A 25928-nucleotide genomic window follows, 5' to 3' on the forward strand; every position below is an offset into this window, starting at 1 on the left:
GCCTAACACCGCCATGACAGGTCGCGTTCGGCTCGCGTTATCGCCGGCTGCCTACAACTGACCCATGCAAGCCACCATTGAAGTCAACGACCTGCACAAACGCTTCGGCTCGACCGTCGCGCTCGACGGGATGACCTTCACCGTGCGACCGGGACGGGTCACCGGCTTCGTCGGCCCGAACGGTGCGGGCAAGTCAACCACGATGCGGGTGATTCTCGGCCTCGACGCCGCGGCGTCCGGCAGCGCGCTGGTGGGTGGGCGGCCATACCGGACGCTGCGCTTCCCGTACCGCCACGTCGGTGCGCTGCTGGACGCGGCGGCGCTGCAACCGAGCCGCAGCGCCCGTCACCACCTGCTGTGGCAGGCACATTCCCAGGGCCTCGGCGCACGCCGGGTCGACGAGGTGATCGACCTGGTCGGGCTGCGGCAGGCCGCCCGGCGCAAGGCCGGTGGCTACTCGCTGGGCATGCGCCAGCGTCTCGGGGTCGCCGCGGCCCTGCTCGGCGACCCGCCGGTGCTCATGCTCGACGAGCCGTTCAACGGCCTCGACCCGGAGGGCATCGTGTGGATCCGCGGCCTGCTGCGGTCACTGGCCGCCGAGGGCCGGGCCATCCTGGTGTCCAGCCACCTGATGAGCGAACTCCAGGACGTCGCCGGTCACATCGTGGTGGTGGGCCGGGGCCGGGTCGTCGCGGACACCAGCATGGCCGACCTGATCGGGCAGCACGCGACGCTGGAGGACGCCTACCTGGAGCTGACCCGGGATGCGGTCGAGTTCCGCGGGGCGTCGTGATGAGGCCGCGGTTCGTCCACCTCCTGCGTGCGGAGTGGACCAAACTCCGGACCGTCCGCGGCTGGACCATCGCCATGCTCGCCGCGGGCCTGGTCACCGTGGCGCTCGGGCTGCTGATCGCGTCGGGCGACCGGGCCTCGTGTGGCGACGGCGCGAGCGAGGAAGCCTGCCCCGCCGCGCCGGTGGGACCGGGCGGCGAGGCGGTGCAGGACCGCTTCTACTTCGTCCACCAGCCACTGACCGGAGACGGCACGATCACCGTCCGGCTCACCTCCCTGACCGGGATCATCACCTATCCACCGCCCGGCCACGACGAGATCGTCGACGACGTCGTGCCGTGGGCGAAGGCCGGCATCATGATCAAGGACGGCGCCGAGCCGGGCTCGGCCTATGCGGCCGTGATGATGACCGGCGATCACGGCGCACGGATGCAGCACGACTTCACCCACGACACCGCCGGTCTCCCCGGCGGCGCGTCGAACACGTCCCCGCGGTGGTTGCGGCTGACCCGCTCCGGCGACACGCTCACCGGCGAGGAGTCGGCCGACGGCGTCCGATGGACCGGCATCGGCACGATCCGCCTGAAGGGCCTGCCGGACGAGGTCCAGGTGGGCCTGTTCGTCGCCTCCCCGTGCGACCTGACGGTGAACTCGAGCCTTGGCGGGAGCAGCGAGGAGTGCCGCTTCACCCAGGCCACGGCCGTCTTCGACCGGGTCGACGTGCAGGGCTCCACTCCCCTCGGCACGTGGAGCGGCATCGAGGTGGCCGACGACGACGGACAGACCGACTGGGAGAAGGACCACCGCCCGAACGGACTCGTCAGGTCCGGCGACACGTTCACCGTGTCCGGAGCCGGCGACATCGCGCCCCTCGGCGACAGCGGCGCGGCTCCCATCGAGCGCACGCTCACCGGGACCTTCGCCGGGCTGATCATCGTGATCGTCGTGGCGGCCATGTTCGTCACCACCGAGTATCGCCGGGGCCTGATCCGGTACACCCTGCTCGCCAGTCCGCGGCGGGGCCGGGCGCTGGCGGCGAAGGCAGCGGTCATCGGCGTGGTCACCTTCGTCGTCGGGCTCGCCGCCACCGCCGTCACGCTCCCCCTCGGCACCCGGATCCTGCGCGCGAACGGCATCAACATCCTGCCGGTGTCCCAGCTCACCGAACTGCGGGTCGTCGTCGGCACCGCGGCGCTGCTCGCCGTCGCCGCCGTGTCCGCTCTCGCCCTGGGCATCCTGTTCCGGCGCAGCATCGCCGCCGTCACCGTCGGCGTCGCGGTGGTGGTCCTGCCCTACTTCCTCGCGGTCGGCGCCGTCCTCCCCGAGAGCGCGGCGGCCTGGCTGATGCGGGTCACTCCCGCCGCCGGCTTCGCGATCCAGCAGAGCATCCCGGCCTACCCCCAGGTGATCGGCCACTACGCGCCCTCGACCGGCTACTATCCGCTCGCACCCTGGCTCGGATTCGCGGTGTTGTGCGGCTACGCCGCAGTCGTCCTCGGCCTGGCCGCCCTCCGACTACGTCGCAGCGACGCATGAGGTGCGAACTGCACGCCGAGTGGACGAAACTCCGCACGTCCCCGGCCACCGGCTGGCTGCTGCTCGCCGTCGTCGCGGTGACGGTGGTGTTGAGCACGGCCACCGCCGCCCTCGTCACGTGCCCGTCATCGGGGTGCGGTCACGACGCCACCAGGATCAGCCTGACCGGCGTACAGGTCAGTCAGGCTCTGGTCGCCGTGCTGGCGGCGCTGACGATCAGCAGTGAGCACACGACCGGCATGATCCGGACCAGCATCACCGCCATGCCGCGCCGGGTCCGGATCCTGGCCGCCAAGGCGATCGTCCTCACCGGCCCAACGCTGGCCGCGGGCGCCATCGGCGTCGTCGGGGCGGTCGTGGCCGCGGGACGCCTCCTGCCCGGCAACGGCTTCACGTCCGCGCATGGCTACGGCCCGCTGTCGCTGGCCGATGGATCGACGCTTCGAGCGGTCGCCGGCTCCGTCCTCTACCTCGTGCTGATCGCGCTGCTCAGCCTCGGCATCGCCACCGCGGTACGGGACGCCGCGACCGCCATCGGGGTCGTGCTCAGCCTGCTCTACCTCGTCCCGATCATCGCCCTGCTGATCTCCGACCCGCAGTGGCAGCGGCTGCTGCGTCAGATCTCGCCCACGAACGCCGGCCTCACCATCCAGGTGACCACCGACGTCTCCAGCCTGCCCATCAGCCCTTGGGCAGGCATGGGCGTCCTCGCCGGATGGACCGCTGCCGCGCTCCTCGGCGGCAACCTCATGCTGCGGCGCCGAGACGCGTAGCGACGTCAGCCCGGAGCGCCGTCACGGCCGCCGGCCGCCGGGCCGTAGCCGTCCAGCCAGCCGTGCTGGGCGGCATGCCAGCCCAGTTGCAGCCGCGTCGACACCTGGGCGCGGTCGAGCAGCGTGCTGATCCGCCGGTGCACGGTCCGGATGCTCAGCCCCAGCTGGCCGGCGATCGCCTTGTCCGTCAGCCCGGCCAGCAGCAGCGACACCAGCTGCGCGTCGGCAGGTGCGAGCCGCGGCGGGCGGCCGGACGCGCGCGCCGTCAGCGCGGACAGGTCGAACGCGCGGTCCCACAGCGACTCGAACAGCGCGATCAGCGCCGCCAGCAGCCCGCTGCGGTGCACGACCATGAACGTCGGCTCGGTCTCCGGGTCGTCCGGCGTCAGCGGCACGAACGCCTCCGACCCGTCGATCAGCGCGAACTTCACCGGCAGCTCGTCGACGACGCGGGCCTGCTCACCGGCGGCGACGTAGCGGGCGACGGCCGCGCTGCCGCCGTCGGTCTCCAGCACCGACCGTTCGTAGACGGCGCGCGCGGTGACGCCGCGGGCGAGCAGGTCCAGCTCGCTGTCGTTGGCCTCGTGCGGTATCGCGAACGGCGGCTTGACCAGCACCAGCACCTCCCGCTCGGCCCGCCGCTGCAGCTGCTGGAAGCGCTGCGCGACGGCCGGCCGCCCGACGACGACCTCGACCAGCTCGGCCGCCTCGCGGGGCCGGCGGCTGGCGCGGTAGCGGCGCAGCAACTCGTCGACCGCCCGCCGGGTCTCCTGCAACTCGGCCTGCCGCTGCAGGATCAGCGGCTCGATCGCGATGTCCGGCGGCGTCGCCAGGAACCGCGGCGTGCGGTCGGCGGTGCGGCTCATCAGCCCCTTCGCCTCCAGCGACGCGAGCACCGCCGTGGTCTCGTCGAACGACAGCCCGAGCCGGGTGGCGATGGCCGCCGCGGTGTCGGCGGGCGAGTCGACGAGGGCGCCGTACACCTGCTCCTCGACGGCGGTGACGCCCGCGGCTTCCAGCATCCGGCCACGGTAGCCGCTGCGATCAGGCCGGGAACAGCTCCGGGAGCAGCCGATGCGCGTCCGTACGGGCCGGCGCGACGGCGTCGTCCGGGGCCGATGACGCGGGCCAGCGCAGCGTCGTGCCGATGTCGGCCCAGCCGCCGACCGTGGCGAGGAACTTGTCCAGCGCCGGGTTGGACAGCCCGGCGGCCTGCAGCGGGGCGATGTGGCGGCGGAAGAACTCGGCGAGGCGCGCCTCGAGGTCGAGCGCGTCCTCCGGGTCCGTCGTCATCATGCGGTACCAGGCGACGGCGCCGCGCGGCGACATCGCGGCCACGTTGGAGTAGCTGCCGTGCGCGCCGCGGGCGAGGCCCGTCGCCAGCAGGTGACCGGGCACGAAGATGGAGAGGTCGCCGGCCAGCTCGGCCATCGCGGCATACCAGTCGTCGTCGCCGCCGGCCATCTTCACGCCGATCAGCGACGGCGTCGCCGCGGCCGCGCGGGCCAGCAGCGCCGGCCCGACCCGCGTCTTCGCGTGCGGCGGGTTGTAGAGCACCAGCGGCACCGACCCGGCGGCCTCGGCCGCGCCCGCGAGGAACCGCACCACCTCGTCGTCGTTCAGCGGCACCCAGTCGGGCAGGATGACCTGGACGGCGCCCGGCTCCAGCGCGGCCGCCCGGCGCACCCGTCCCAGCATGACGGGCGTTGCCGGGTGCGAGCCGCCCAGCTGGAACGGCAGCCCGGCCGCCTCGCACCGCGTCGCCAGCACCTCGTTGACGCGGTCGAACTCGGCCTCGTCGATGGCATGGAACTCCCCCGCGGTGCCGTGGGCGTAGACGCCGTCGACGCCGCTGGCGGCCAGCGTGTCTACCTGCGCGGCCAGCCGGCCCCAATCAATGTCACCGCCGATGTCACCGCCGATGTCACCGCCGATGTCACCGCCGATCGCGCCGTCGCTGAGCGGCAGCAGCACCGTCCCCCACACGCCCCTGACATCGACGGCCCGTAGCGCCTTCATGGCGACGACCCTAGATGAACGGGTCCACTTGATCGACGCAGCTTGGGTGGGCCGATCGCCGCGGGTGCCTTGGCACTGCTGACCAGCCCGGTCAACTCGGTCAGCCCGGGCTTCTCGTTGGCTGGCCGGACCCGTTCGCCGTGGTCCGTGCCGTTGGCCGTCCCCCTGGCGCCCATTTTCTCAGCCGCAGCTATCAGAGGGACGGGGAAAGACTGGGCACACCTCGATGCCCGCCGCCGTCTTCGATGGCGAGAAACGTCCGAACGGCCCCTCGAACACGACTCCCGCCGTCGAAGACGGCTCCGGGAGTCGAGGACGACCAAACGGCGCACCGGCACGAACGGCCTCGGACTCACTCGTCGAGACGGCCATGATGGGCGCATGCGCATCGTCGTCGTCGGCGGGACCGGTCATGTCGGCAGCTACCTGATCCCGCGGCTGGTCGCCGCCGGCCACCAGGTCGTCAACCTCAGCCGCGGCACCCGGCGGCCGTACACCGAGCATCCGGCGTGGGCGCAGGTCGAGCAGCTGACCGTCGACCGCGAGGCGGAGGACCGCGCCGGGACGTTCGCCGGCCGGCTCGCGGACCTCACGCCGGACGTCGTCGTCGACCTGGTCTGCTTCACCGAGGAGTCGGCCCGCCAGCTGGTTGACGGCCTGCGCGGACGGGTGGCGCACCTGGTGCACTGCGGATCCATCTGGATGCACGGGCCGAGCCTCGCCCTCCCGCTGCGCGAGGACAGCCTGACCGTGCCGTTCGGCGAGTACGGCGTGCAGAAGGCGGCCATCGCCCGGCTGCTGCTGGACGAGACCGCGCGCGGCGGGCTGGTGACGACGTCACTGCACCCGGGGCACATCAGCGGGCCGGGCTGGCACCCGATCAACCCGCTGGGCAACCTCGACCCGACGGTGTGGACGGCGCTCGCGTCCGGCGCGCCGCTGGCCGTCCCCGGCATCGGGGCCGAACTGCTGCACCACGTCCACGCCGACGACGTCGCGCAGGGCTTCCAGCTGGCGATCGAACGGCGCGACGCCGCGGCCGGCCAGGCGTTCCACGTCACGGCGCCGTCGGCGCTGACCGTCCGCGGGTTCGCCGGCTACGCGGCGTCCTGGTTCGGCCGCGAACCGGCGCTGGAGTTCGTCGGCTGGGACGAGTTCCGCGCCGGCACCACGCCCGAGTACGCCGGGCAGAGCTGGGACCACCTGTCGCGCAGCCAGTTCGCCTCGATCGACAAGGCCCGCCGGGCACTCGGCTACGCCCCGCGGTACGCGCCGGAGGAGGCGGTCCGCGGGGCGGTCGAGTGGCTGGCGGGCCACGGCGAGCTCGACGTCGAGCTCAGCGCCGGATGAGGTAGGTCGCGAACAGCACCACCGACGCCGTCGAGCTGACCAGCCGGACGTGGTTCCAGGCGGTCCAGCGGGACAGGTAGCGCTCCCAGACCTCGGCCCCGGCGGCGCTGCCCGGGTCGACGGCGGCGAGTTGGTCGTTGAGCGGGACGTTGAACGCCATCGTCACGACGAACGTGCCGACGAGGATGACGAGCGCCGCGGCCAGCAGCAGCCCGGACGCCGGCCGGTCCAGCCGGAGGAACGTCGCGATCGTCAGGCCGAGCGAGAACAGCGCCGTCCCGCCGAAGGCCAGCCCGAACAGCGGGTTGAGGATGACGACGTTGATCTCCTGCATCGCGGCGACCGCCTCGGGAACCGGGCGGTTCGCCAGTGCGGGCATCAGCGCGACGGAGCAGAAGAACCACATCCCGGCCATGAGGGCGCTGCCGGTGATCGCGACGACGGTGGCGGTGGTCTCGAGGCGGTCCGACATGGCCGGGTCTCCTTTGCGGTCTCGGTGTGTCAGGCGTTCCACACGCCGCGGGCGGCGGCGTCGCGGGCGTAGTCGGTGAAGTCCTTCGGCGCGCGGCCCAGGGCCCGCTGGACCCCGTCGCTCAGGTGCGAGTTGCGGCCGTCGAGGACCTCACCGAACAGGTAGCCGATCAGCCAGGCGACCTCGGCCGGCAGGTCCGCGTCCGCCAGGGCGGCGGTGTAGGCCTCGTGCGGGACGGGGATGAAGGGGATCTCGCGCCCGGTGGCCTTCGCGATCTCGGTGACGGCCTCGGCGAACGTCAGCAGCCGCGGCCCGGTCAGCTCGTACACCTCGCCGACGTGGCCGTCCTCCGTCAGCGCCGCCACCGCGACGTCGGCGATGTCGTCGGCGTCGACGAACGGCTCCGGCACGTCGCCGGCCGGCAGCGCGACCTCACCGGCGAGGATCGGGTCGAGCAGGTAGCCCTCGTCGAAGTTCTGGTTGAACCAGGAGCAGCGGACGATCGTCCACTCCAGCCCGGACGCCTGCACGACCCGCTCGGTGGCCTCCGCCTCCTCCTCGCCGCGGCCGGACAGCAGCACCAGCCGCTGGACGCCGGCGTCGCGGGCGGCCTCGCTCAGTGCCTTGACCAGGTCGGCCGATCCGGGGATGGCGATGTCGGGGTAGTAGGCGATGTAGACGCGGTCGATCCCGGCGAGCGCGGCCGGCCAGGTCGAGCGGTCGGTCCAGTCGAACGGGATCTCGGCCGACCGCGACCCGACGCGGATGTCGGCGCCGCGGGCCGTCATGCGCTCGATGATCCGGGCGCCGGTCTTGCCGGTGCCGCCGAGGACGAGGGTGGTGGCGTTCATGGTGTGCTCCCGGTGTCGTTGGTGCTTGCTTGTCGTCCAGTGAAGCAGCACCGATCCGGCGGATCTATGACTGTGTAGCCGCCGTTCATGCTCGATCGTCCAGTAGCCCTGGATGTGCGGGCATGCGCAGGTGGATACTCGTGTCATGACGACGACGCCGGACCACTGGGCGCCCACCGACCCGCTCGGTGAGGCACTGCACCAGATGCGCATGAACGGCGCGTTCTACTGCCGTTCCGAGTTGACCGCCCCGTGGGGCATGACGATGCCGGCGATGCCGGGCCACATCTGGTTCCACATCGTGACGTCGGGACCGGCGTGGCTGCAGACCGAGGCCGCGGCGCCGCGGCCGCTGCTCCCAGGCGAGCTGGCGCTGGTCCCGCACGGGCGCGGGCACCTGATCCTCGGCGCGCCCGGCGCGCCGGCGCCGAACGTCATGGACCTCGAGCGTGCGGCCGCCACCGATCGGTACGAGCTGATCCGCCATGGCGGCGGCGGCGACCCGACGACCTTGATCTGCGGCGCCGTCCGGTTCGACCACCCGGCCGCGCGCAAGCTCGTCGAGGCGCTGCCCGAGACCATCCACGTCGAGGTCGGCGGGTCGCCGCAGCAGGAGTGGATGCACAGCACGCTGCGGCTGATGGCGGCCGAGGCGCAGCACCTGCGGCCTGGCGGCGAGGAGGTGATCACCCGGCTCGGCGACATCCTGGTGATCCAGGCGATCCGGGCCTGGCTCGAGACCGACCCGGCCGCCCGCACCGGCTGGCTCGGCGCCCTGCACGACGAGCAGATCGGCCGGGCGATCTCACTGATCCACAAGCAGCCCGACCGCGACTGGTCGGTGGCCAGCCTCGCGGCCGAGCTGGCGATGTCGCGGTCGGCCTTCGCCGACCGGTTCACCAAGGTGGTCGGCGAACCGGTCATGCAGTACCTGACGACATGGCGGATGAACCTCGCGCTGGACGCGCTGCGGTCCGAGCAGGCGACGGCCGCCCAGCTGGCGCGGCGGCTCGGCTACCGCTCCGAGGCCGCCTTCGCTCGCGCCTTCAAACGTGTCGTCGGCCTCCCGCCCGGCGCCGCCAAGCGCGGCGGCTTGCCCGTCGCCCCCAGCCCGACGACACCCGGCCATGAGGTTGGTCAGGTAGCCGCTGGGTGAGTGACGTCCACCGGCCGTTCGAGCGTCGCCCTCCAGGGACCAGGTCACGGAAGCATCACGATGTATCCAAGGCCTTGGATACAGGACACCTGATCCCTATCTTGTATCCAACATCAAATGCGTGCGGGTGCGGCGAGAGGGCAGCGATGACCGAGGCACAGCCGGAGTACGCAGGTGTTCCCGCCGCTCTCGCACGGCTGGCCACCCAGGTGTCGAGTGGTCGCCCGCTCGTCGGCACGATGGTCTACGAAGCACTGCGCGAGGCGATCGTCCTGGGCGTCTTCACGCCTGGCGAGCCGCTGCGCCAGGAGGCTCTCGCCGACGCGCTCGGCGTCTCGCGGGTGCCGGTGCGGTCGGCGTTGTTCCAGCTGGCGGCCGACGGCCTGGTCGAGCTGAACGACCGCAAGGGCGCCGTCGTCCGCACGCATTCCGCCGCTCAGGTGCGGGAGATCTACGGCATCCGGATGGTGCTCGAAGTGCACGCCCTGCGACTGTCGATGCGCACCATGACGCCAGCGCGCATCGAGCTGCTGCGGGCGCTCAGCGACGTCGCCGAGTCGAAGCGCTCGTCCGAGGTCGACGCGCGGCAGGCGTACTACGCCGAGTTGTTCGACGTCACGAACAATCCCGAGCTGGTCCGGCTGCTGGAGGAGCTCCGGCTCGAGCTGGGCCGGTACATCTTCGGCTGGCGACGCCAGCACCCGCACCGCAGCGCCCACAACGAGGTGCTCGACGCCATGGCGGCCGGTGACGAGGACGCCGCGGTGGCCGCCGTGGAGGCGAACCTGCGGCACGTGCGAGACGGCATCGTCGCGATGATCGAGAAGGAGGAGAGTGCGGCCGCGGCAGCCGCGCTGGGCTCCCCCACGCTGCGGGAACGCCTCTTGGCCGCGGGATCGACGGTGCCGGCCGAACGACCGTGACGCGCACGGCCATCCTGCGGGGCACCACAAGGAAAGGGCACCTCGATGACGCATGCTCTGCTCGACCTTCGCGACGTCTGCGTGCGCTTCCCCGGAAGCGGCACCAACGTCCTGCAGGACATCAACCTGACCATCGACGACGGAGAGTTCGTCACCGTCGTCGGCCCGAGCGGTAGTGGCAAGACCACTCTCCTGCGGGTGATCCACGGCCTGCTTCCGGCCGCCGCCGGCACCGTGATCGCGAGCGGTCGCGAGGTCCGCAGGCCCACCCGGGAGCGCGGCTTCGTCTTCCAGTCCGACTCCCTGCTGCCGTGGCGTTCCGTACAGGACAACGTCGGCTACCCGCTCGAGCTCCAGGGCGTGCGCCGTGCCGCGGCGCGGCGACGGGCGGCGCCGCTGCTCGCGATGACCGGCCTCGCCGACGCGGCGGAGAAGTACCCGGCCCAGCTCTCCGGCGGTATGCGCCAGCGCGTCAACGTGGCCCGGGCGCTGGCGTCGGATCCCGAGATCCTCATGATGGACGAGCCGTTCGCGGCCCTCGACGCCCAGACGCGGGAGGTCCTGCAGGCGGAGTTGCTCTCCATCTGGCAGCAGCGACGCAAGACCGTCGTCTTCGTCACCCATCAGCTCGACGAAGCCGTGTACCTGGCCGACAAGGTGGTGGTTCTCTCCGCCAATCCCGGCCAGGTGCGCGAGATCGTCCCCGTCCACTTGCCGCGTCCGCGGAGCCTGGACGTGAAGCACACGCTCGAGTTCACGCAGATCGTCGACTCGATCTGGCAACTCATCAAGGACGAGGTGCTGCTCGGCCAGCGCGTCCACGACGCATGAGCCGGCCCTCCCCACGACCGCCCTTCGGAAGGACATCATGAAGCGCATCTCTGCCCGCCGCCGGTGGGCGGCACCGGCGCTCGCCGCCGCCGTTCTCCTGACCACCGCCTGCGGCGACGACAGCACCAGCGCGGGCGACACCGCCACCAGCGAGGACAAGGGCTCGCTCACGATCGCCTTCTCCAACGCGGTCCCGCAGGTGGAGAAGGTGCCGACGATCCTCGCCGCCGAGCAGCTCGAGGAGGAGGGCTACGAGGTCGAGCTGGTCTGGCTCCAGTCGTCCGAGGATCCGGTGCAGGCCGTGGTCCGTGGCGACGCCCAGATCGGCACGGCGAACACCAGCACGATCTTCGGCGCGACGGCGCAAGGCGCCCCGGTCAAGGCGATCGCGGCGCAGAACAAGCCGGCGTACGCGATGGTGGTCCCCGTCGGCGTGACCTCGCCGGAAGGTCTCGACGGGCTGAAGGTCGGCATCCACGCGCAGGTGTCGTCGACGGCGCTCTATACGAACCTCCTGCTCAAGGACCATCCGGAGGTGAAGCCGAACACGCTGGTCGTCCCCGGCTCGGCCAACCGCATCCAGGCCCTGATCGCCGGCGAGCTGGACGCCTCGGTGGTGCAGCTGTCCGACCTCCAGGTGCTGGAGGAGAAGGCGCCTGGCAAGTTCCACGTGCTGCTCGACTATGCGGCCGAGATGGGCGACATCATCGACAGCGCGATCTTCACCAGCGACAGCTTCCTTGACGAGAACCCCGAAGCGGTTCAGGACTTCCTCGACGCGCTGCTGACGCAACAGCAGCGGATCAAGGACGACCCGCAGGTGCTCGTCGACGGCATCGTCGCGAACGTCCCGGACGTGACCGAGGAGCAGGCGAAGGGGTTCGCCGACACGTACCTGAGCTCGAACGTCTGGCCCGAGGACGGCAACTTCACCGACGACAGCATCGCCACGACGCTCGACGCCATCAAGCAGTACGGCGGCCTCGACGGCGAGCCGACCGCAGACCTCTGCTGCACCAGCGAACCGCTGAACGAGGTTCTGGGCCAGTGACGGCTGACCCCTCCGTTCAGGCGGCGGGCGTCGCTTCGGCCCGGGCGGTGGTCCCGGGCCGGAGCAGTCCCGCGCCCGGAGCCGCCAGCCGGCGGAAGCGGAAAGCCGCCGTGTGGGGCGTCCGGCTGGCGTTCGTCGCGGCTGTGCTCGGGGTATGGCAGTGGCTCGGCATCCGGGACGGCGGGATCTTCATCGCCACGTTCACCGACACCGCGGCCGCGCTGCTCGACCTCGCCGGCAACGGGTCGCTGTGGCCCGCCGTGTGGGCGAGCAATCAGTCGTTGCTACTGGGCTTCCCGCTGGCGACCGTGCTCGGTCTTGCCGTCGGCTTCCTGCTGGGCCGTCACCGCACGGTGGACCGCGCCACCGGCTACTGGCTCGACATCGCCTTGGTGATCCCGATGGTCGCCATGGTCCCGGTCATCATCGTCGCACTGGGCCTGACCCTCAGCGCGCGCGTGGTCGTGGTGTTCCTGTTCACCTTCCCAGTGGTCGCGCTCAACGCGCGCGCGGCGGTGCGCGTGCCGTTGGCGCAGCTGGAGGAGATGGCCCGCTCCTTCGAGGCGTCGCCGGCTCAGGTGTGGCGGACGGTCATCCTCCCCGGCGCGGCGGCGCCGCTGTTCACCGGGACGCGGATCGCGCTGTCGCGGGCGATCTCGGGGATGATCGTCATCGAGCTCACGCTGATCCCCGCCGGACTGGGCGGAGCGATCATCAACTACACGTCGCAGTTCTCCGCGGCCAACCTCTACGCGATGACGCTCGCCGTCGTGCTGGAAGGGCTCGTCCTGGTCGGCCTGGCGACCTGGGCCGAGCGGGCCGTGATCCGCCGGCTCAAGGGGGTGTCGCGTGGCCAGTCCTGACCTCGTTCCCGGCTCCGGCGGAACGAACACCGTGGCCAGGTGGGGTGCTCTGGCGTCCCCGGTCCTCGTCTTCGTGGCCGCGCTGTGCGCCTGGCAACTCGTCGCCGTCACGGCCCGGCCCGGATGGCTGCCGCCGCTCGAGGCGGTGTGGGGCGAGCTGCGGGAACTCCTCGCCGACGGCTCGGTCGCCGAGGCCGGCGTGTCGACGCTGCGCACCCTGGCGATCGGGCTGGCGGTCACCATGCTGCTCGCTGCCGTCCTCGCCGCCGCGCTCGGGCTGAACGACCTCATCGACGAGGCGCTCACGACGGTGCTCGGCGGGCTCATGGCGGTCCCGAGCGTCGCTCTCATCCCGATCTTCATCTTCGTCTGGGGACTCAGCGAGACCTCGGTCGTCGTGACGGTCGTGTCGTTCGCGCTGCTGCCGCTGACGCTGCAGTGGGCCACCGCGTTGCGCGAGGTGCCCCGTCATCTCGTCGAGATGTCGCAGAGCTTCGAGGCGAACCGGCTCCAGCTCGCCCGGTGGGTGTACCTGCCCTCGGTGGCGCCGCTGCTCCTGACCGGCCTGCGGGTGGCCGTCGTCCAGGCAATCAAGGGCGTGATCAGCGCGGAAGTGATCATCGGCACGATCGGCATCGGCCGCCTGCTCACCCTCGAGTCCTCCACCTTCGACATCGCCGGCGTCTGGGCGGTCATCGTCCTGATCATCGTCGCCTCGCTGGTGTCCTACGCCGTGCTGACCTGGCTGGAGACCCGGGCGAGCCGCTGGGCGGACTGAACGGCGGCTCGGCACCCGGAACCCGGATCACGGAGCCTGATCGCTCCTGCTCGAACACGGAGGGCAACACACATGCAGTCGGATCGGCAGCGGTGGGACGTCGGCGGCCTCGCCACGTGCGTGTACGACACCGGCCCGGCCGAAGGGCGGCCGACGATCGTCATGGTGCACGGCGGCGACCCGCGCTCACTCGCCAGCGCCTTGGACTGGAGCTCCATCTGGTCCGCGGAGACGCTGGGTGCCCGGCTGGTCGCCTACGACAAGCCGGGGCAGGGCCGCTCGTACGCACCGGACCTCCCCGACCGGGCGATGGGCGCGGCCGGACTCTGCGACCACCTCGATGCCGTCGTGGATCGCGTCGGTCCGGGTCCGGTCGTGCTGATGGGCCATTCGCGCGGAGCGCTGCCCGTGGCCGAGGTGGCACTGCGCCGCCCGGACCGCATCGCCGGTCTCGTCCTGGTGTCGTCGAACACCCTGGCTCCGCCGTCACCGGAGACGCCCGCGGACTTCTACCCCAACGCGTACGCGAATCCGCCGGCGCGGCCCACGATCGAGTTCGTGCGGCGGGAGCCCGAGCTGAACTCCCACCTCACCGGACACGTCGACGAGCTGGTCCCCGGCCGCCTCGCCGCCGCGTCCGAGAACGGCTGGTGGTCCGACCTCGACCGTCGTACACGGGTCTACGACACGATCGTGAAGCAGGAGCTGGAAAACCTGCGGACGCGGGTGCTCGCCGAGATCGAGCGGCGCGGTTTCGACCTGCCGGTCCTGCAGATCTGGGGACAGAACGACGTCTCGGCGCCGGTGTCGCTCGCCCACGCCCTGTTCCGGACCATCGCCGCCCGGACAGCGGACTGCGCTTCGGTGGTGGTCAACCGCACGGCGCACTACGTCTATCGGGAGCACCCGAGCCGGTTCCTCGCCGTGCTGCGGACGTTCGTCCAGGAGTTGACGCCACGGGTCAGGGCGTGAGCACCCGGTAGCGCAGCACCGTCCCGGTGGCCTCGACGAGCTCGAGGTCGACGCGTTCGCGGCCGGGCCCGCCGTAGAGCCGGACGCCGTCACCGAGGAGCAGCGGCGCGACGTGCACCAGCAGCTCGTCGACCAGCCCGGCCTCCACACACTGGAGGACGACGTCGGCGCCGAGGACCAGCAGGTCACCGTCGCCGGCGGCGGCGCGGGCGGTCGCCACGGCGGCGTGGATGTCGCCGGACAGGAACGTCGGCGACCCGGCCGGCAGCGGCTCGGCCGGCGGGTGCGTCGTCAGCACGAACTCCGGGCCGGACCACGCGCCCTCGAACGCCTCGCCGCTGCCCTTGCCGACGTCGCGTTGCCCGACGTCGTAGGTGTGCCGGCCGCTGAGGATGGCGCCGACCCGCGGCACGACATCGGACGAGGACTCCGGCGGCGCCGGCTGCTCGAACACCCAGTCCATGTCGTGCTCCGGCCCGGCGATGAAACCGTCGACCGACATCGTCACGTGCCACAACACCCTGCTCATGGCCCGAACCTATCGGGCCATGAGCAGGGCCGGGCCGCGGGACTCAGCCGGCGTCCTGCTGGCGGTACGAGTACAGGTCACCGCCGTCGAGGTGGAAGCGCAACGACACCGTGCGGCCCGCGAGATCCGGCCAGACCCCCACCCGCCAGCGGGCCAGGTGATCGACGCGGTCGCCGCTGATCGGCCGGGTCTGGTCGACGCCGAACCCGGGGATCGGCACGCCGTTCTCGTCCAGGACCTCCACCCGCAGCGAACCGCGCTTGTCCAGCGCGGCGTTGAGCCGCAGTTCGTCGCCGGTCGCCACGAACGGCGTCGTCGTCGCGGTGCCCGGCCGGTCGCCCCCGTTGACCAGGGAGGCGAACCCGTCGCGACGCCACCGCGCCAGCCCAACGGCGGCCTGCCGGTCGGTGGTGCCGTGCCAGCCGTTCCACGCACCGTAGTAGAGCAGCAGCTCGTCGCCGGACTCGATCAGCGCGCTGGACGTGAAGACCATGCCGTAGTCCCACGATCCCGGCACCCCGCGCGGGATCACCGGGCGGCGGTCGTCGCGCTGCCAGTCGCGCAGGTCGTCGCTGAAGGCCAGCTGGACGTCGATCGGCCCGTCGCCGGCGGTGCCCGCCTCACCCGCCCCGGCGTAGGAGTACATCCACGGGAAGCCCACGTAGCGACCCTCGTACGGCACCACCGGCATGCCGTAGACCTGCGCGTTCTCCAGCCCGTTGCCGACCGCCTGCTGCTGGTCGCGCTCGTCGGCCTCGAAGATCAGCTCCGGCTCGGTCCAGGTCTCGAAGTCGCTGCTCGTCGACAGGAACACCGCCCGCCGCCCGTCGGTGTGCGGCTGCTTCCACGTCACCGTGTACAGACCGGTGTTCGGGTCGTGGAACATGTTCGCGACGTCCGCGCCGGCGTCGACCGGGTTGCAGTCGCACGCCGTCCACCGCAGCCCGTCGGGCGAGAAGTAGACGGTGTAGCCGCGTTCGGGGCCGTACTCGAACGCGAGCATCTTGTAGCGGCGATCCGGGTCGGGGTCGTCGGCGTCCTTGATCACCGTCGGGCTGTGCATGGTGCCGACGATGTTGTTGGCCGTCGAGCCGTCGTACTCGACCAGCCCGAGCGACGGCTTCGTCCAGGTCCGGCCGTCGGGCGAGGTCGCGTAGAGGGTGAAGTACTCGCCGATCTCGCGGTTGTACGCGTGGTACCAGAGCTTGTGGACGCCCTCGTCGACGACGGCGGTGCCGTACACGTAGACGTTGTCCGACTCCCAGGGCTCGGTGGGCGTGATGAGCGGCTGCTCCGTCGTCTCGGCCTCGTGCACGACCCGGCCCACCTGGTCCAGCGACGCGACGCGGTCGAGGTCGTGGAAGAGCTGCACCTGCGTGCCGATGTCCGGGTCGGGCGGCGCGTAGCCGGGATCGAGCGCGGCGTCGTCGGCGAGGCTCACGCCGGTCGTCGTGGACGACCCGTACAGCAGCAGCGTGGCGGACACCGTGCCGTTCGGCGCCGTGGCCGACACCGTCGTCTGGGTCCAGTCGGCCGCGGGGGCGGGTGCGACGTGGCGCTCGGCGATGCGGTTGCCGTTGGCGCCCCAGAACTCGAGGTAGAACCAGGCGGCGGCGCCGCTCACGCTGCGGTACCAGACCGACCCGGTGACGGTGGCGCCCGGCCGGGTCGTCACCGGCGTGCTGCGCAGCGCGATCGCCTCGCCACTGGGATTGGTGATCTCCACGGCCCGCTCGCCGGTCCGGGCGGTGCCGACGACGGCGAGCGTCTGGGCGCGGGCCTCGTCGAGGATCCACTGGGCCGGACGGTCGCCGTCCAGCTCCTCGAACGACGGATTGGGCAGCGCCGCGACGGGGTCCGGCGCGACGTTCTGGGCGGCGGCCTGCTGCGCCGCGGCGGGTGCGAGGAACGGCAGGATCAGGACGAGGGTGGCGACCACGGGCCGCCAGCGGAGTGCTCGGAGCGACATCGAACCTCCTCGGTGGGGTGCCCGCCATGCAACAGAGAACGACATTCCATGTCAATGCGCCCGTCACCCTCTGAACCGCTCATACTGGGCAGCATCGCCTGGAAGATCTTTCCAGGCTTGTGGACGGACGGCGGGCGCGCTGGCCCGGTGGCAGGCTGACCCCATGGCCTACGACGAAGGGCTGGCCGCCCGCATCCGCGACATCCTCGCCAACCGCCTCGACGTCGCCGAGAAGCGGATGTTCGGCGGCCTCGCGTTCCTGGTCAACGGCAACCTCGCCTGCGGCGTCCACCACGACGACCTCATGGTCCGGCTGCCCGCCGACGAGCACGAGGCGGCGCTCGGCGAGCCCGGTGCGAAGCCGTTCGACCTGACCGGCCGCCCGATGAAGGGCTGGCTGGTGGTCGACGCCGTCGCGCTGGCCGAGGACGACGACCTGCGCCGCTGGGTCGGCCGCGGCCTCGACTTCGCCGGCGAGCTGCCGCCGAAGCCGCCGAAATAGCCGTCACCACACCGGTTCCGGCCGCCCCTCCCCGATGCCGCGCAGCCGGTCCCGGTGCGCGACGACCCGGCGCAGGATCTCGCCGAGCACGTCCGGGAACCGGGGGTCGCGCAGGAACTTCGTGTGCACGAACACCGCCCGCTCGACGACTCGCGCCGACTGCTCGTAGGGCAGGTCCAGCCCGGCCGCCCACTGCCGCCACGCCGGGTCCAGGTGCGTCGGTGTGAAGCCGGCCTCGGCCCACACGCCCTCCGCGGCCAGCGTCACGCGCAGGTCCTTCGGCGTCAGCCCGAGCGACGACTCCAGCGCCTCGGTGCAGGACAGGTACAGCGCGAAGAACGGCGGATACTCGGCGTCCGGCGGCGGGTTCCACAGCACCGGCTCGGGGAACAGGCGGGGATCGGCGACGAGCGAGCGGATCAGGCGGCGGTTCTCGCGCATCACCAGCCGTGCGTGCAGCGCCCGCAGCCACTGCACCAGCAGCAGCGCCGCCGGTTGCTCGCCCATGCGCTGGTTGCCGGCCATCATGGGTCCGACTTCGGCGTACGGGATCGGGTCCAGCCGGCCGGGCCCGGTGCCGCAGTCGGTGTCGGCGCGCAGCAGCGCCGCCAGCTCGGGGTCGTCGGTCAGCGTCAACCCGCCCTCGCAGGACGGTGCCGCCTTGCCGCCGCCCTGCCCGGACAGCGACGCCGTCGGCGCGCCCGCGCCGTCGTACCGGGCCGCGCCGCCCAGCGCGTTGTCATGGTGGACGACGACGTCGTGCTCGCGGCCCAGGGCGGCGAACCGGTCGATCGCGCCGAAGTTGCCGTACATCGTCGCGGGCACGACGGCCAGCACGCGCTCGGCGTGCGAGGCGAGGTACGACGCCACCACGTCCTCGTCCATCGTCGCGTCCAGCTTGGCCGGGACCGGCACCAGCCGCGGTGCCCGTCCCAGCTGCGCCGCCACCCCGAGCGTCACGCCGTGGTGCGCGGACGCGTGCGTGAGGTCGGCGACCAGCACCTGGTCACGCCCCTCCGCCCACGACGAGCCCCGGGCGAACAGCTGCGCCCGCAACCCGCTCGCGATCGCCAGCGTCCCGTTGGGCTGGCCGACGCCGTAGCGGTACCCGGTGGTGTCGGCGACGACCTGCTCGAGCACCGCCCGCCACTTCGCCGGGTGGTTCGCGTAGCCGACCCACTGCCCGCCGTCGGTGATCTCGGCGAGGATCGCCGACTCGACGCCGCCCACCTCCGGCCAGGCCGGGTCGGTCGCCGCGGTGATGACGGGGTCGCCGCCCAGCACGGCGGGCAGCGCGACGGCGGTCATCGGCCGGCCGCCGGCGTGAGGAGGTCGTGCCCGGGCGCGTACCGCTCCAGCGCGTCCGGATCCAGCCGCAGCCCCAGCCCCGGCGCCGACGGCACCGGCAGCAGGCCGTCGGCGTCCAGCGCGAAGCCGCCCGCGGCCAGCTCGTCGATGTAGGCCGACCCGGTCTTGTACTCCACCAGCTCGGTGCCGGGCAGCGCCGCCGCCAGGTGCAGGTCGGCGGCCAGCCCGACGGCGGTGTTCCAGCCGTGCGGGATGAACGCGACCCCGAACTCGCCGGCCAGCCAGGCCACCCGGCGCGACTCCGACAGCCCGCCGCCCTTGGTGGTGTCGGGCTGGACGATGTCGAACGCGCCCGCGGTGAGGAAGCGGTGGAAGTCCTGCCGCCGGGTCAGCACCTCGCCGCCGGAGATCGGGACGCGGGAACGCTCCCGCAGCGCGACGAACCCGTCGACGTCGTCCGGGCGCAGCGCCTCCTCGAACCACGCGACGTCGTAGCCGGCCAGCATGTCCGTCGTCCGCACCGCCCAGGACAGCCCGCGCGACCAGAACGCGTCCGACCCGCCGGCGTCGACGGCCAGCAGCGCGTCCGGCCCGACGGTCTCGCGGGCGGCCCGCACGATCTCCTCGTCGACCGCGTCGCTCGCCCGGCCGAACGAGCCCCAGCCGATCTTGAACGCGGTGAATCCGAGCGCCGCCAGCCGGGCGAGGTCGTCCTTCAGCACCGGCGGGTCGTCCATCAGCACCGACGCGTAGGGCCGGACCCGCTCGCGGTACCGCCCGCCGAGCAGCGTGCTCACCGGCAGCCCGGCGACCTGGCCGAGGATGTCCCACAGCGCGATGTCGATGCCGCTGATGGCGTGCGTGACGGCGCCGCCCCGGCCCAGCCAGAACGTGTGCTCGTGCAGGATCTGGCTGACGCGGTCCGGCTCGCGCGGGTCGGCGCCGACGGCGAGCGGGCGCAGCTGGTCCAGCGCCGCCCGGACCAGCGCCTCGCTGGAGAACACGCTGCCGATGCCGACGACGCCCTGGTCGGTGTGCACGGCGACCAGCGTGTGGACGTTGTCGCCGGGGTTCAGCTCACGTGCCCAGCCGCCCTTCGGGGTCGCGCCGCGCAGCCCGGCCGCCTTGATGTCAGTGATCCGCATGGTCCCTCTCCACGTCGATGACGACCGCCTCGTCGGCGGCCAGGCCGAGCTCCCCCGCCGCCACCCGCCGCGGCGTCGCGCCGGTCGTCGACACCAGCACCCGCCCGTCGGCGGACACCGGCACCGTCACGGGCCGGTCGGTCAGGTTGAGCAGGACGAGCTTCCGGTCGCTGCCCGCGGCGCGGGTGTAGGCGAGCACCGACTCGGTGCCGCCGGCGAACGCGATCGACCCGCGCCGCAGCGCCGGTGACGCGTGCCGCAGCCGGGTCAGCGCCCGGTACAGCCGCAGCATCGACGCCGGGTCGCGCAGCTGCGCGTCCACGTTCAGCCCGGCGACGTCGTGCGACACCGGCAGCCACAGGTCCTCCTCGGCAGCGGAGGAGAAGCCGCCGTTGCCGCCGCCGGTCCACGGCATCGGGGTGCGTGACGGGTCCCGGCTGACGCCGCCGTGGGTGCGGGCGAAGTAGTCGCGCTGCCGCTCGACCGGCACCGGCTGGTCGGTCAGGCCGAGCTCGTCGGCGTAGAGCAGGCACGGGGTGGCGGCCAGTGTGAGCAGCAGGACGGCGGCGACTCGCGCCTGCGGCCCGCCGAGCCGGGTGGCCAGCCGGGTGCGGTCGTGGTTGCCCAGCGCGACGATCGGCCAGGCGCCGTCCGGCAGCGCCGCGTACAGCCCGTCCAGCTCCGAGCGCAGCAGGTCGGCCCGCCAGTGCGTCTCCAGCAGCCGGAACGGGAACGGCAGGTGCATGCCCGCGGCGTAGTACTCGGCCCAGTCCGCCCATGGCATCGCCTCGATCTCCGCGATGGTGACGCGGCCCGCGTACTCATCGGCGACGGCGCGGATCTCGGCCAGCGCGGCGAACGTGTCCGGGTGCCGCCGGTCGTGCACGTGCAGCTGGCTGCCGAAGTCGGGATGCTGCAGGTCGAACTCGTTGTGGTGGCCGCCGGGCGCCTCGGGGTTGTCGCGGAACTCGGGGTCCTTCATCAGCATGTGCGCGACGTCGATCCGCACGCCGTCCGCGCCCCGGTCCAGCCAGAACCGCAGCACGTCCAGCAGCGCCTTGCGGACCTCGGGGTTCCGCCAGTTCAGGTCCGGCTGCTCGACGAGGTGCGAGTGCAGGTAGTACTGCCCGGTCGCCGCGTCGTACTCCCACACCGACCCGCCGGCCTCGCTGGTCCAGTTGTTCGGCTGGTCACGCCAGACATACCAGTCCCGCTTCGGGTCGTCCCGCGACGAGCGCGACGCGACGAACCACGGGTGCTGGTCGGACGTGTGGTTCGGGATGTAGTCGACGATGACCCGGATGCCCCGCTCGTGGGCGGCGGCGAGCAACCGGTCGAACGTCGCCAGCGTCCCGAACACCGGCTCGACGTCGAGGTAGTCGGCCACGTCGAAGCCCTGGTCGAGCAGCGGCGACCGGTAGAACGGCCCGGTCCAGACGGCGTCGACGCCGAGGTCGCGCAGGTAGTCCAGGCCCTCGATCAGACCCTCCAGGTCGCCGATCCCGTCGCCGGACCCGTCGCGGAAGCTGGGCAGGTGGCACTCGTAGACGACGGCGCCGCGCCACCACTGCGGGTCGGCTCCGAGCCGCCCGGCCGCCCGCACCCCGGCCGCCACGAGGTCGTCCTCGATGTCCAGCCGGAACGGCAGGTGACAGGCGATGAGCGGCACCTCGTACGCGGGGTACGGGTCGGCCGGCGGCTCGTACGCGTCGTGCGTCGGCGCGTAGCCCAGCCAGCCGTTGGTCGTCGACAGCACCAGGCAGTGCTCGCCCAGTGCCTCGCGCAACCGCCGCTTGATGCCGTGGAAGACCTCGACGTTGTAGCCGAGCAGCGTCAGCGGGCCCAGCCGCAGCGCGTGCACCCAGAGCGGACGGCGCACGTCGCGGCCGTCCTCCAGCGCGGCCACGGTCCGCCGCAGCGACAGGTACGCGACGTCGTCGCCGTCGTCGCGGCGTCTGCGCAGCTCGTCGAGGTCGTACGGCGCGAGCTCGTACGGGATCTCCTGTTTGACGACGGCGACGGCGTCGCCCGTCAGCGGGGCGGCCGAGGCCAGCCCGGCGGTGACGGCGTCGGCGAACCGGCCGGCGAACAGCTCCAGCGCGATCATCGACTCGTCCGCCGGGCCGTGCGCGTACAGCGGGTTGAGGTCGCCGAGCGCGCCCTGCAGGAACACCCCGGTCGCGCCGGGGTGCGCCGCCTCGACCAGCCGCAGCGCCTCGCCCGGGAAGTCGCCGTGCACCGCCGACGTCGACTCACAGCAGATCACCGGATGGCACGAGTACGACGCGACGAACCCGGCCAGCGCGCCGTCGTGGTCGACCCGCAGCACGTGCACGCCCTCGTCGAGCAGCGACGGGTCCGGCTCGGTCCAGCTGCCGTCCAGCGCCCGCGCGTTCGTCAGGCCGCGCCGGGGCAGCATCCGGTTGTGCGCGAACCCGTCCAGCGGGACGACGGCGTGCCGCACCGTCGCCGGGGCCAGCGCGGCGACCGCGTCGGCGCAGGCCGCCGCGATCAGCGCGGGCAGCCGCGCGACGTACAACTCGTCCGGCGCGCCCCAGCCGACGTTCTCGACGGTGCCCGGGCCGGAGTGGTTGTGGGTGGCGTGGACGACGATCTCGTCCGGCCGCCAGCCGGTCGCGTCCGCCACCCGCGCCACGACCTCGTCGACGATGGACGCCGACACGCCCAGCAGGTCGCAGCTCACCAGCACCCAGCGGCCGCCGTCCGCACCGGCCACCGCGACGGCCCGCGCGTACAGCGGCGCGTGCACCGACGTGGCCCGGCGGCGCAGGAACGGGCCGAAGCCGGCCAGTTCGACGCCCAGCGGCGGGGTGAGGTCCGTCCGGCCGAAGCCGATCCGCAACGTCATGGGTCAGGTCATCCTTTCGAGACACCGGCCAGCAGGCCGCGGACGAAGTGCCGTTGCAGCGCGACGAACACGGCCATCGGCACCAGCACGGAGAGCACGGCGGCGGACGTGAGGATCTCCCAGCCGTCGCCACGCGAGGCGACCAGCCCCGACACCGCGACGGTCATCGGCGCGACGTCGCGGAAGCCGCCGAGGAAGATCAGCGCGACCAGCAGGTCGTTCCACGTCCACACGAAGTCGAAGATGGCCAGCGCCGCGAGCGCCGGCCGGGCCACCGGCAGCACGATGGAGAAGAAGACCTGGCTGCGGCTGGCGCCGTCCATCTCGGCCGCCTCGAACAGCTCGCGCGGGATCGCGGCGAAGAAGTTGTGCAGCAGGTACACCGCGAACGGCAGCCCGAAGCCGAGGTGCACCAGCCAGATGCCGAGGAAGCTGCCGGTGAGGTCCAGCGTGTTGAACACCCGCAGCAGCGGCACCAGCGTGATCTGGATCGGCACGATGATCAGCGCGACGATCGTCAGCAGCACCGCGCTGCGCAGCCGGAACCGCATCCCGGCCAGCGCGTACGCCGCGGCCGCCCCGATCGCCACCGTCAGCACCGTCGCCGGAACCACCACCGCGAGGCTGTTGAACAGGCTCAGCGCCATGCCGTCGCGGTCCAGCACCCGCTGGTAGTTCTCCAGCGTGTAGTCGCCGGGCAGCGCGAACGACTCCCACCACCCCGACGACAGCACCGCCCACGACGGCCGGAACGCGCTGACCACCAGCCCGAGCAGCGGGACCGCCCAGATCAGCGCGACGCCGATCAGCACGACGTGCACGGGAATCCGCCGTAGCGCCGCCGCCATCACGCGGCCCCGGTCTCGCGGCGGAACTGCCGCACGTTGACGATCATGATCGGCACGACGGTGAGCATGAGGATCGTCGCGACGGCGCCGGCCAGTCCGTTGTCCTTGGCCGTGAACAGCGCCCGGTACATGACCGTCGACAGCACGTCGGTGCCGTAGTTGCCGTTGGTCATCACGTAGACGATGTCGAACGCCTTCAGCGCGGTCACCGTCATCGTCGTCGCCACGACCACCACCGTCGGCACCAGGAACGGCAGCGTGACGTGCCGGAACGCCGCCCACTCGGACGCGCCGTCCAGCCGGGCCGCCTCCAGCAGCTCCCCCGGCACCGAGCGCAGCGCGGCGTCGAAGATCACCATCGCGAACCCGGCCTGCGTCCACAGCGTCGCGCCGATCAGCGCGTAGTTGTTCGTCGCGGTGTCGACGATCCACGCGACCGGCTCGCCGCCCAGCGCCGTCACGACGGCGTTCAGGGTGGCGGTCTGCGCCGCGCCGGGCGGCTGGTAGTCGTACATGAAGCTCCAGATCACCCCGGCCGCGACGGCCGAGATCGCGATCGGCAGGAACAGCGCGGCCTTGACCAGCGCGCTGTACCGGACCCGCTCGGCCAGGACGGCGATGGCGAGGCCGACCAGTACGGCGAGCGTCGGCAGCAACACCACCCAGAGCACGGTGTTGCGCAGCGCGATGCGGGTGACCTCGTCGGACAGCGTCTGCGCGTAGTTCGCGAGGCCCGCGAAGCCGCCGCCGTCGTCGACGAAGCTCCACCCGACGGTGACGACGGCCGGGAACGCCAGCGCCAGCAGCACCATCGCGACCGCCGGCCCGGCGAACAGCCACGGCGCCAGCCGCCGGTACCCGCCGCGTGGCAGCGCCGCCAGCGCGCGGTCGCCGAGGCGCAGGTAGGCCCAGCCGCCGACGAGGATCACGGCCGTCGCCGCCAGCGTGAGGACGATGCGATCGGCGATCATCCCCGGGCGTCCTCGATGCCCTGCAGGATCGCGTCCAGGTCGCCCGGGTTCTGGGCGAACGCCAGCCCGGACTGCCAGAACGCGTCCACCTCCGACTGCGGCATCAGCGAGTTGCCCAGCGGGTACGTCGCCTCGGCCGAGGTCAGCACCTCGTGGGCGCGGCGCAGGAACGGGTCCTCGTAGGCGTCGGCGGCGACCGTCACGTTCGGCGAGAGCCAGCGGCCGGTCGCGGCGATCAGCGTCCCGGCCTCGGTGGAGGCGAGGTAGCGGGTCAGCGCGGCGGCCTGCGGCGAGTCGGTGATCTGGCCGAGGATCTCGCCGGAGAAGGAGGAGATGCCCGGATGCTCCGGGCTGAAGTCCGGCGCGGGGAAGAAGTCCAGGTCCTCGCCCGGCTCCAGGTCGGGGAACGCGTCGGCGATGATGCCGCCCATGAAGGTCGCCTGCTGGAGCAGATAGCAGCCCGGCTCCGGCGCGAACATCGGGTTGGCCGCCTGGGAGAAGTCGGTGCTGAGCACGGTCGTCGTCCCGCCGTAGACCATGCCGTCGGCGATCATCTCGCCGTACGTCTCATAGGCCGCCTTGACCTGCGGCGATGTCCACGGCTCGGTGCCCTCGCGCCAGGCTCGGTGGAACTCCGGACCGGCCTGGCGGAGCAGGATCTCGTCGATGAAGTCGGCGGCCGGCCAGCCGCTGGCGGCGCCGCTCTCCAGGCCGACGCACCACGGCGCCTCGCCCTCGCTCGCCTTTTCGGCGGCCCAGGCCTGCAGCTCGTCCCAGCTGGCCGGGTCGGTGGGGCCGTCGTAGCGCTGCGGGTCGTACCAGATCAGCCCGCCCAGGTTGATGGTGTTGTACAGGCCGAACAGCTCACCGCCGGCGGTCCCGGTCTCGAGCATGCTGGCCGGGTAGTTCGCGGTGAGCACCGCGTCGTCGACCACGGTCCGGAGGTCGACGAGCGCTCCCTGCTCGGCCAGTGCCGCCATCTCGCCGATGGCCGGTGTGGCGACGACGTCGGGCGGGTTGCCGCCGTCGATGCGGGTCTGCAGGACGGCGGCGAAGTCGCGGGTGCCCTCGTAGCGCACCTCGATGCCGGTGGCGTCCTCGAACGGCGCGACGACGCTGAGGAACGCGTCGAGCTCCTCGCCGCCCAGCACGCCGAGCATCGTCACGCTGCCGCCGAGTTCCTCACCGCCGGCGGCCGCGAGCGCGGCCTCCTCGGCGGCGGCGAGCGCGGCGTCGTCGGCCGCCGATTCCTCCGGGCGGGCGGACTCGCTGCTGCTGCACGCGGCCAGCGCGGTGGCGACGGCACCCGCCGCGACCAGCGCGGCCGCACGGTGACGCAGGTTCATGGTCGGCTCCTCGGTTCGTCGGGATGACCGGTGGATTTCGTAGAGCGGGACCGTAGCAGGGTCGACGGCCGATT

The 25928-nt window shown here is 72.3% G+C and carries 24 protein-coding genes; 12 read left to right on the forward strand and 12 right to left on the reverse strand.

All coding sequences use genetic code 11. The annotated features are described in order from the left end of the window. Positions 1-64 precede the first annotated feature (64 nt). The 3 genes from ACW62_RS12260 to ACW62_RS12270 are packed head-to-tail and all read left to right on the forward strand — an operon-like array spanning position 65 to position 3101. Positions 65-793: an ABC transporter ATP-binding protein gene (locus tag ACW62_RS12260; RefSeq protein WP_053204399.1), complete on the forward strand. Its 729-nt coding sequence runs from the start codon at positions 65-67 to the stop codon at positions 791-793. Next, positions 793-2328: a DUF1349 domain-containing protein gene (locus tag ACW62_RS12265; protein WP_053204400.1), complete on the forward strand. Its 1536-nt coding sequence runs from the start codon at positions 793-795 to the stop codon at positions 2326-2328. Before ACW62_RS12260 ends, ACW62_RS12265 begins: the two co-directional genes overlap by 1 nt. Next, positions 2325-3101 carry an ABC transporter permease gene (locus tag ACW62_RS12270; protein ID WP_053204401.1) on the forward strand — a complete coding sequence of 259 codons (777 nt, stop codon included), beginning with the start codon at positions 2325-2327 and terminating at the stop codon, positions 3099-3101. The genes ACW62_RS12265 and ACW62_RS12270 overlap by 4 nt, the downstream gene beginning before the upstream one ends. 5 nt (positions 3102-3106) lie before the next feature. On the opposite strand, the gene ACW62_RS12275 is transcribed toward ACW62_RS12270, so the two are convergent. After that, complete coding sequence (locus ACW62_RS12275) at positions 3107-4123, reverse strand: helix-turn-helix transcriptional regulator (protein ID WP_053204402.1); 1017 nt, start codon at positions 4121-4123, stop codon at positions 3107-3109. Between the two features lie 22 nt (positions 4124-4145). Beyond that, positions 4146-5120, reverse strand: coding sequence for a dihydrodipicolinate synthase family protein (locus ACW62_RS12280; protein WP_053204403.1), 975 nt, complete (start codon positions 5118-5120; stop codon positions 4146-4148). 381 nt (positions 5121-5501) lie between these two features. Between ACW62_RS12280 and ACW62_RS12285 the strand changes: the two genes are divergently transcribed. Continuing rightward, on the forward strand, positions 5502-6470 hold the full coding sequence (locus ACW62_RS12285; protein ID WP_053204404.1) for an NAD-dependent epimerase/dehydratase family protein: 969 nt from the start codon (positions 5502-5504) through the stop codon (positions 6468-6470). On the opposite strand, the gene ACW62_RS12290 is transcribed toward ACW62_RS12285, so the two are convergent. After that, positions 6457-6942 carry an anthrone oxygenase family protein gene (locus ACW62_RS12290; protein ID WP_053204405.1) on the reverse strand — a complete coding sequence of 162 codons (486 nt, stop codon included), beginning with the start codon at positions 6940-6942 and terminating at the stop codon, positions 6457-6459. The genes ACW62_RS12285 and ACW62_RS12290 overlap by 14 nt on opposite strands. Before the next feature lie 29 nt (positions 6943-6971). Continuing rightward, positions 6972-7793 carry an NAD(P)H-binding protein gene (locus ACW62_RS12295; protein ID WP_053204406.1) on the reverse strand — a complete coding sequence of 274 codons (822 nt, stop codon included), beginning with the start codon at positions 7791-7793 and terminating at the stop codon, positions 6972-6974. A gap of 145 nt (positions 7794-7938) precedes the next feature. Between ACW62_RS12295 and ACW62_RS12300 the strand changes: the two genes are divergently transcribed. The 7 genes from ACW62_RS12300 to ACW62_RS12330 all read left to right on the forward strand — a co-directional run bounded on the left by ACW62_RS12300 (position 7939) and on the right by ACW62_RS12330 (position 14367). Then, positions 7939-8949: an AraC family transcriptional regulator gene (locus ACW62_RS12300; RefSeq protein ID WP_053204407.1), complete on the forward strand. Its 1011-nt coding sequence runs from the start codon at positions 7939-7941 to the stop codon at positions 8947-8949. A gap of 146 nt (positions 8950-9095) precedes the next feature. Further along, positions 9096-9872: a GntR family transcriptional regulator gene (locus ACW62_RS12305; RefSeq protein WP_083459686.1), complete on the forward strand. Its 777-nt coding sequence runs from the start codon at positions 9096-9098 to the stop codon at positions 9870-9872. A 45-nt stretch (positions 9873-9917) separates the two neighbouring features. Next, the gene (locus ACW62_RS12310; RefSeq protein WP_053204409.1) at positions 9918-10703 is read left to right on the forward strand and encodes an ABC transporter ATP-binding protein; all 786 of its coding nucleotides are present in this window, start codon (positions 9918-9920) and stop codon (positions 10701-10703) included. Positions 10704-10740: 37 nt separating this feature from the next. Continuing rightward, the gene (locus ACW62_RS12315; RefSeq protein ID WP_053204410.1) at positions 10741-11754 is read left to right on the forward strand and encodes an ABC transporter substrate-binding protein; all 1014 of its coding nucleotides are present in this window, start codon (positions 10741-10743) and stop codon (positions 11752-11754) included. Further along, positions 11751-12617: an ABC transporter permease gene (locus ACW62_RS12320; protein ID WP_083459687.1), complete on the forward strand. Its 867-nt coding sequence runs from the start codon at positions 11751-11753 to the stop codon at positions 12615-12617. The genes ACW62_RS12315 and ACW62_RS12320 overlap by 4 nt, the downstream gene beginning before the upstream one ends. Continuing rightward, complete coding sequence (locus ACW62_RS12325; RefSeq protein ID WP_157574703.1) at positions 12604-13395, forward strand: ABC transporter permease; 792 nt, start codon at positions 12604-12606, stop codon at positions 13393-13395. Before ACW62_RS12320 ends, ACW62_RS12325 begins: the two co-directional genes overlap by 14 nt. Positions 13396-13467: 72 nt before the next feature. Then, complete coding sequence (locus ACW62_RS12330; RefSeq protein WP_053204413.1) at positions 13468-14367, forward strand: alpha/beta fold hydrolase; 900 nt, start codon at positions 13468-13470, stop codon at positions 14365-14367. Here ACW62_RS12330 and ACW62_RS12335 read toward each other — a convergent pair. Both ACW62_RS12335 and ACW62_RS12340 read right to left on the reverse strand, forming a co-directional pair. Further along, positions 14357-14896 (reverse strand): dihydrofolate reductase family protein, encoded by a 540-nt coding sequence (locus ACW62_RS12335; RefSeq protein WP_053204414.1) that lies wholly within the window; start codon positions 14894-14896, stop codon positions 14357-14359. The genes ACW62_RS12330 and ACW62_RS12335 overlap by 11 nt on opposite strands. 43 nt (positions 14897-14939) lie before the next feature. Next, positions 14940-16865, reverse strand: coding sequence for a hypothetical protein (locus ACW62_RS12340; RefSeq protein WP_157574704.1), 1926 nt, complete (start codon positions 16863-16865; stop codon positions 14940-14942). 163 nt (positions 16866-17028) lie between these two features. On the opposite strand from ACW62_RS12340, the gene ACW62_RS12345 reads away from it, so the two are divergent. Beyond that, positions 17029-17367, forward strand: a complete 339-nt coding sequence (locus tag ACW62_RS12345) for a TfoX/Sxy family protein (RefSeq protein ID WP_053204416.1) — start codon at positions 17029-17031, stop codon at positions 17365-17367. Between the two features lie 3 nt (positions 17368-17370). Here ACW62_RS12345 and ACW62_RS12350 read toward each other — a convergent pair whose 3' ends face one another. From ACW62_RS12350 to ACW62_RS12375, 6 genes are read right to left on the reverse strand one after another with little or no spacing between them, the layout of a single operon-like run. Continuing rightward, positions 17371-18675 carry a DegT/DnrJ/EryC1/StrS family aminotransferase gene (locus tag ACW62_RS12350; RefSeq protein ID WP_053204417.1) on the reverse strand — a complete coding sequence of 435 codons (1305 nt, stop codon included), beginning with the start codon at positions 18673-18675 and terminating at the stop codon, positions 17371-17373. Continuing rightward, positions 18672-19820, reverse strand: a complete 1149-nt coding sequence (locus tag ACW62_RS12355) for a mandelate racemase/muconate lactonizing enzyme family protein (protein WP_053204418.1) — start codon at positions 19818-19820, stop codon at positions 18672-18674. The genes ACW62_RS12350 and ACW62_RS12355 overlap by 4 nt, the downstream gene beginning before the upstream one ends. Continuing rightward, entirely contained in the window at positions 19807-22689 is a 2883-nt protein-coding gene (locus ACW62_RS12360) for a neutral/alkaline non-lysosomal ceramidase N-terminal domain-containing protein (RefSeq protein WP_053204419.1), read from the reverse strand. The genes ACW62_RS12355 and ACW62_RS12360 overlap by 14 nt, the downstream gene beginning before the upstream one ends. Positions 22690-22697: 8 nt before the next feature. After that, positions 22698-23510, reverse strand: a complete 813-nt coding sequence (locus ACW62_RS12365) for a carbohydrate ABC transporter permease (protein ID WP_205629303.1) — start codon at positions 23508-23510, stop codon at positions 22698-22700. Positions 23511-23536: 26 nt separating this feature from the next. After that, the gene (locus ACW62_RS12370) at positions 23537-24508 is read right to left on the reverse strand and encodes a carbohydrate ABC transporter permease (RefSeq protein ID WP_053204421.1); all 972 of its coding nucleotides are present in this window, start codon (positions 24506-24508) and stop codon (positions 23537-23539) included. Then, a complete protein-coding gene (locus tag ACW62_RS12375) occupies positions 24505-25854 on the reverse strand; it encodes an ABC transporter substrate-binding protein (RefSeq protein WP_053204422.1) in 1350 nt (449 codons plus the stop codon). The genes ACW62_RS12370 and ACW62_RS12375 overlap by 4 nt, the downstream gene beginning before the upstream one ends. Positions 25855-25928: the final 74 nt, after the last annotated feature.

Origin of the sequence: Jiangella muralis, assembly GCF_001270745.1 — a bacterium.
Taxonomy (GTDB): domain Bacteria; phylum Actinomycetota; class Actinomycetes; order Jiangellales; family Jiangellaceae; genus Jiangella; species Jiangella muralis.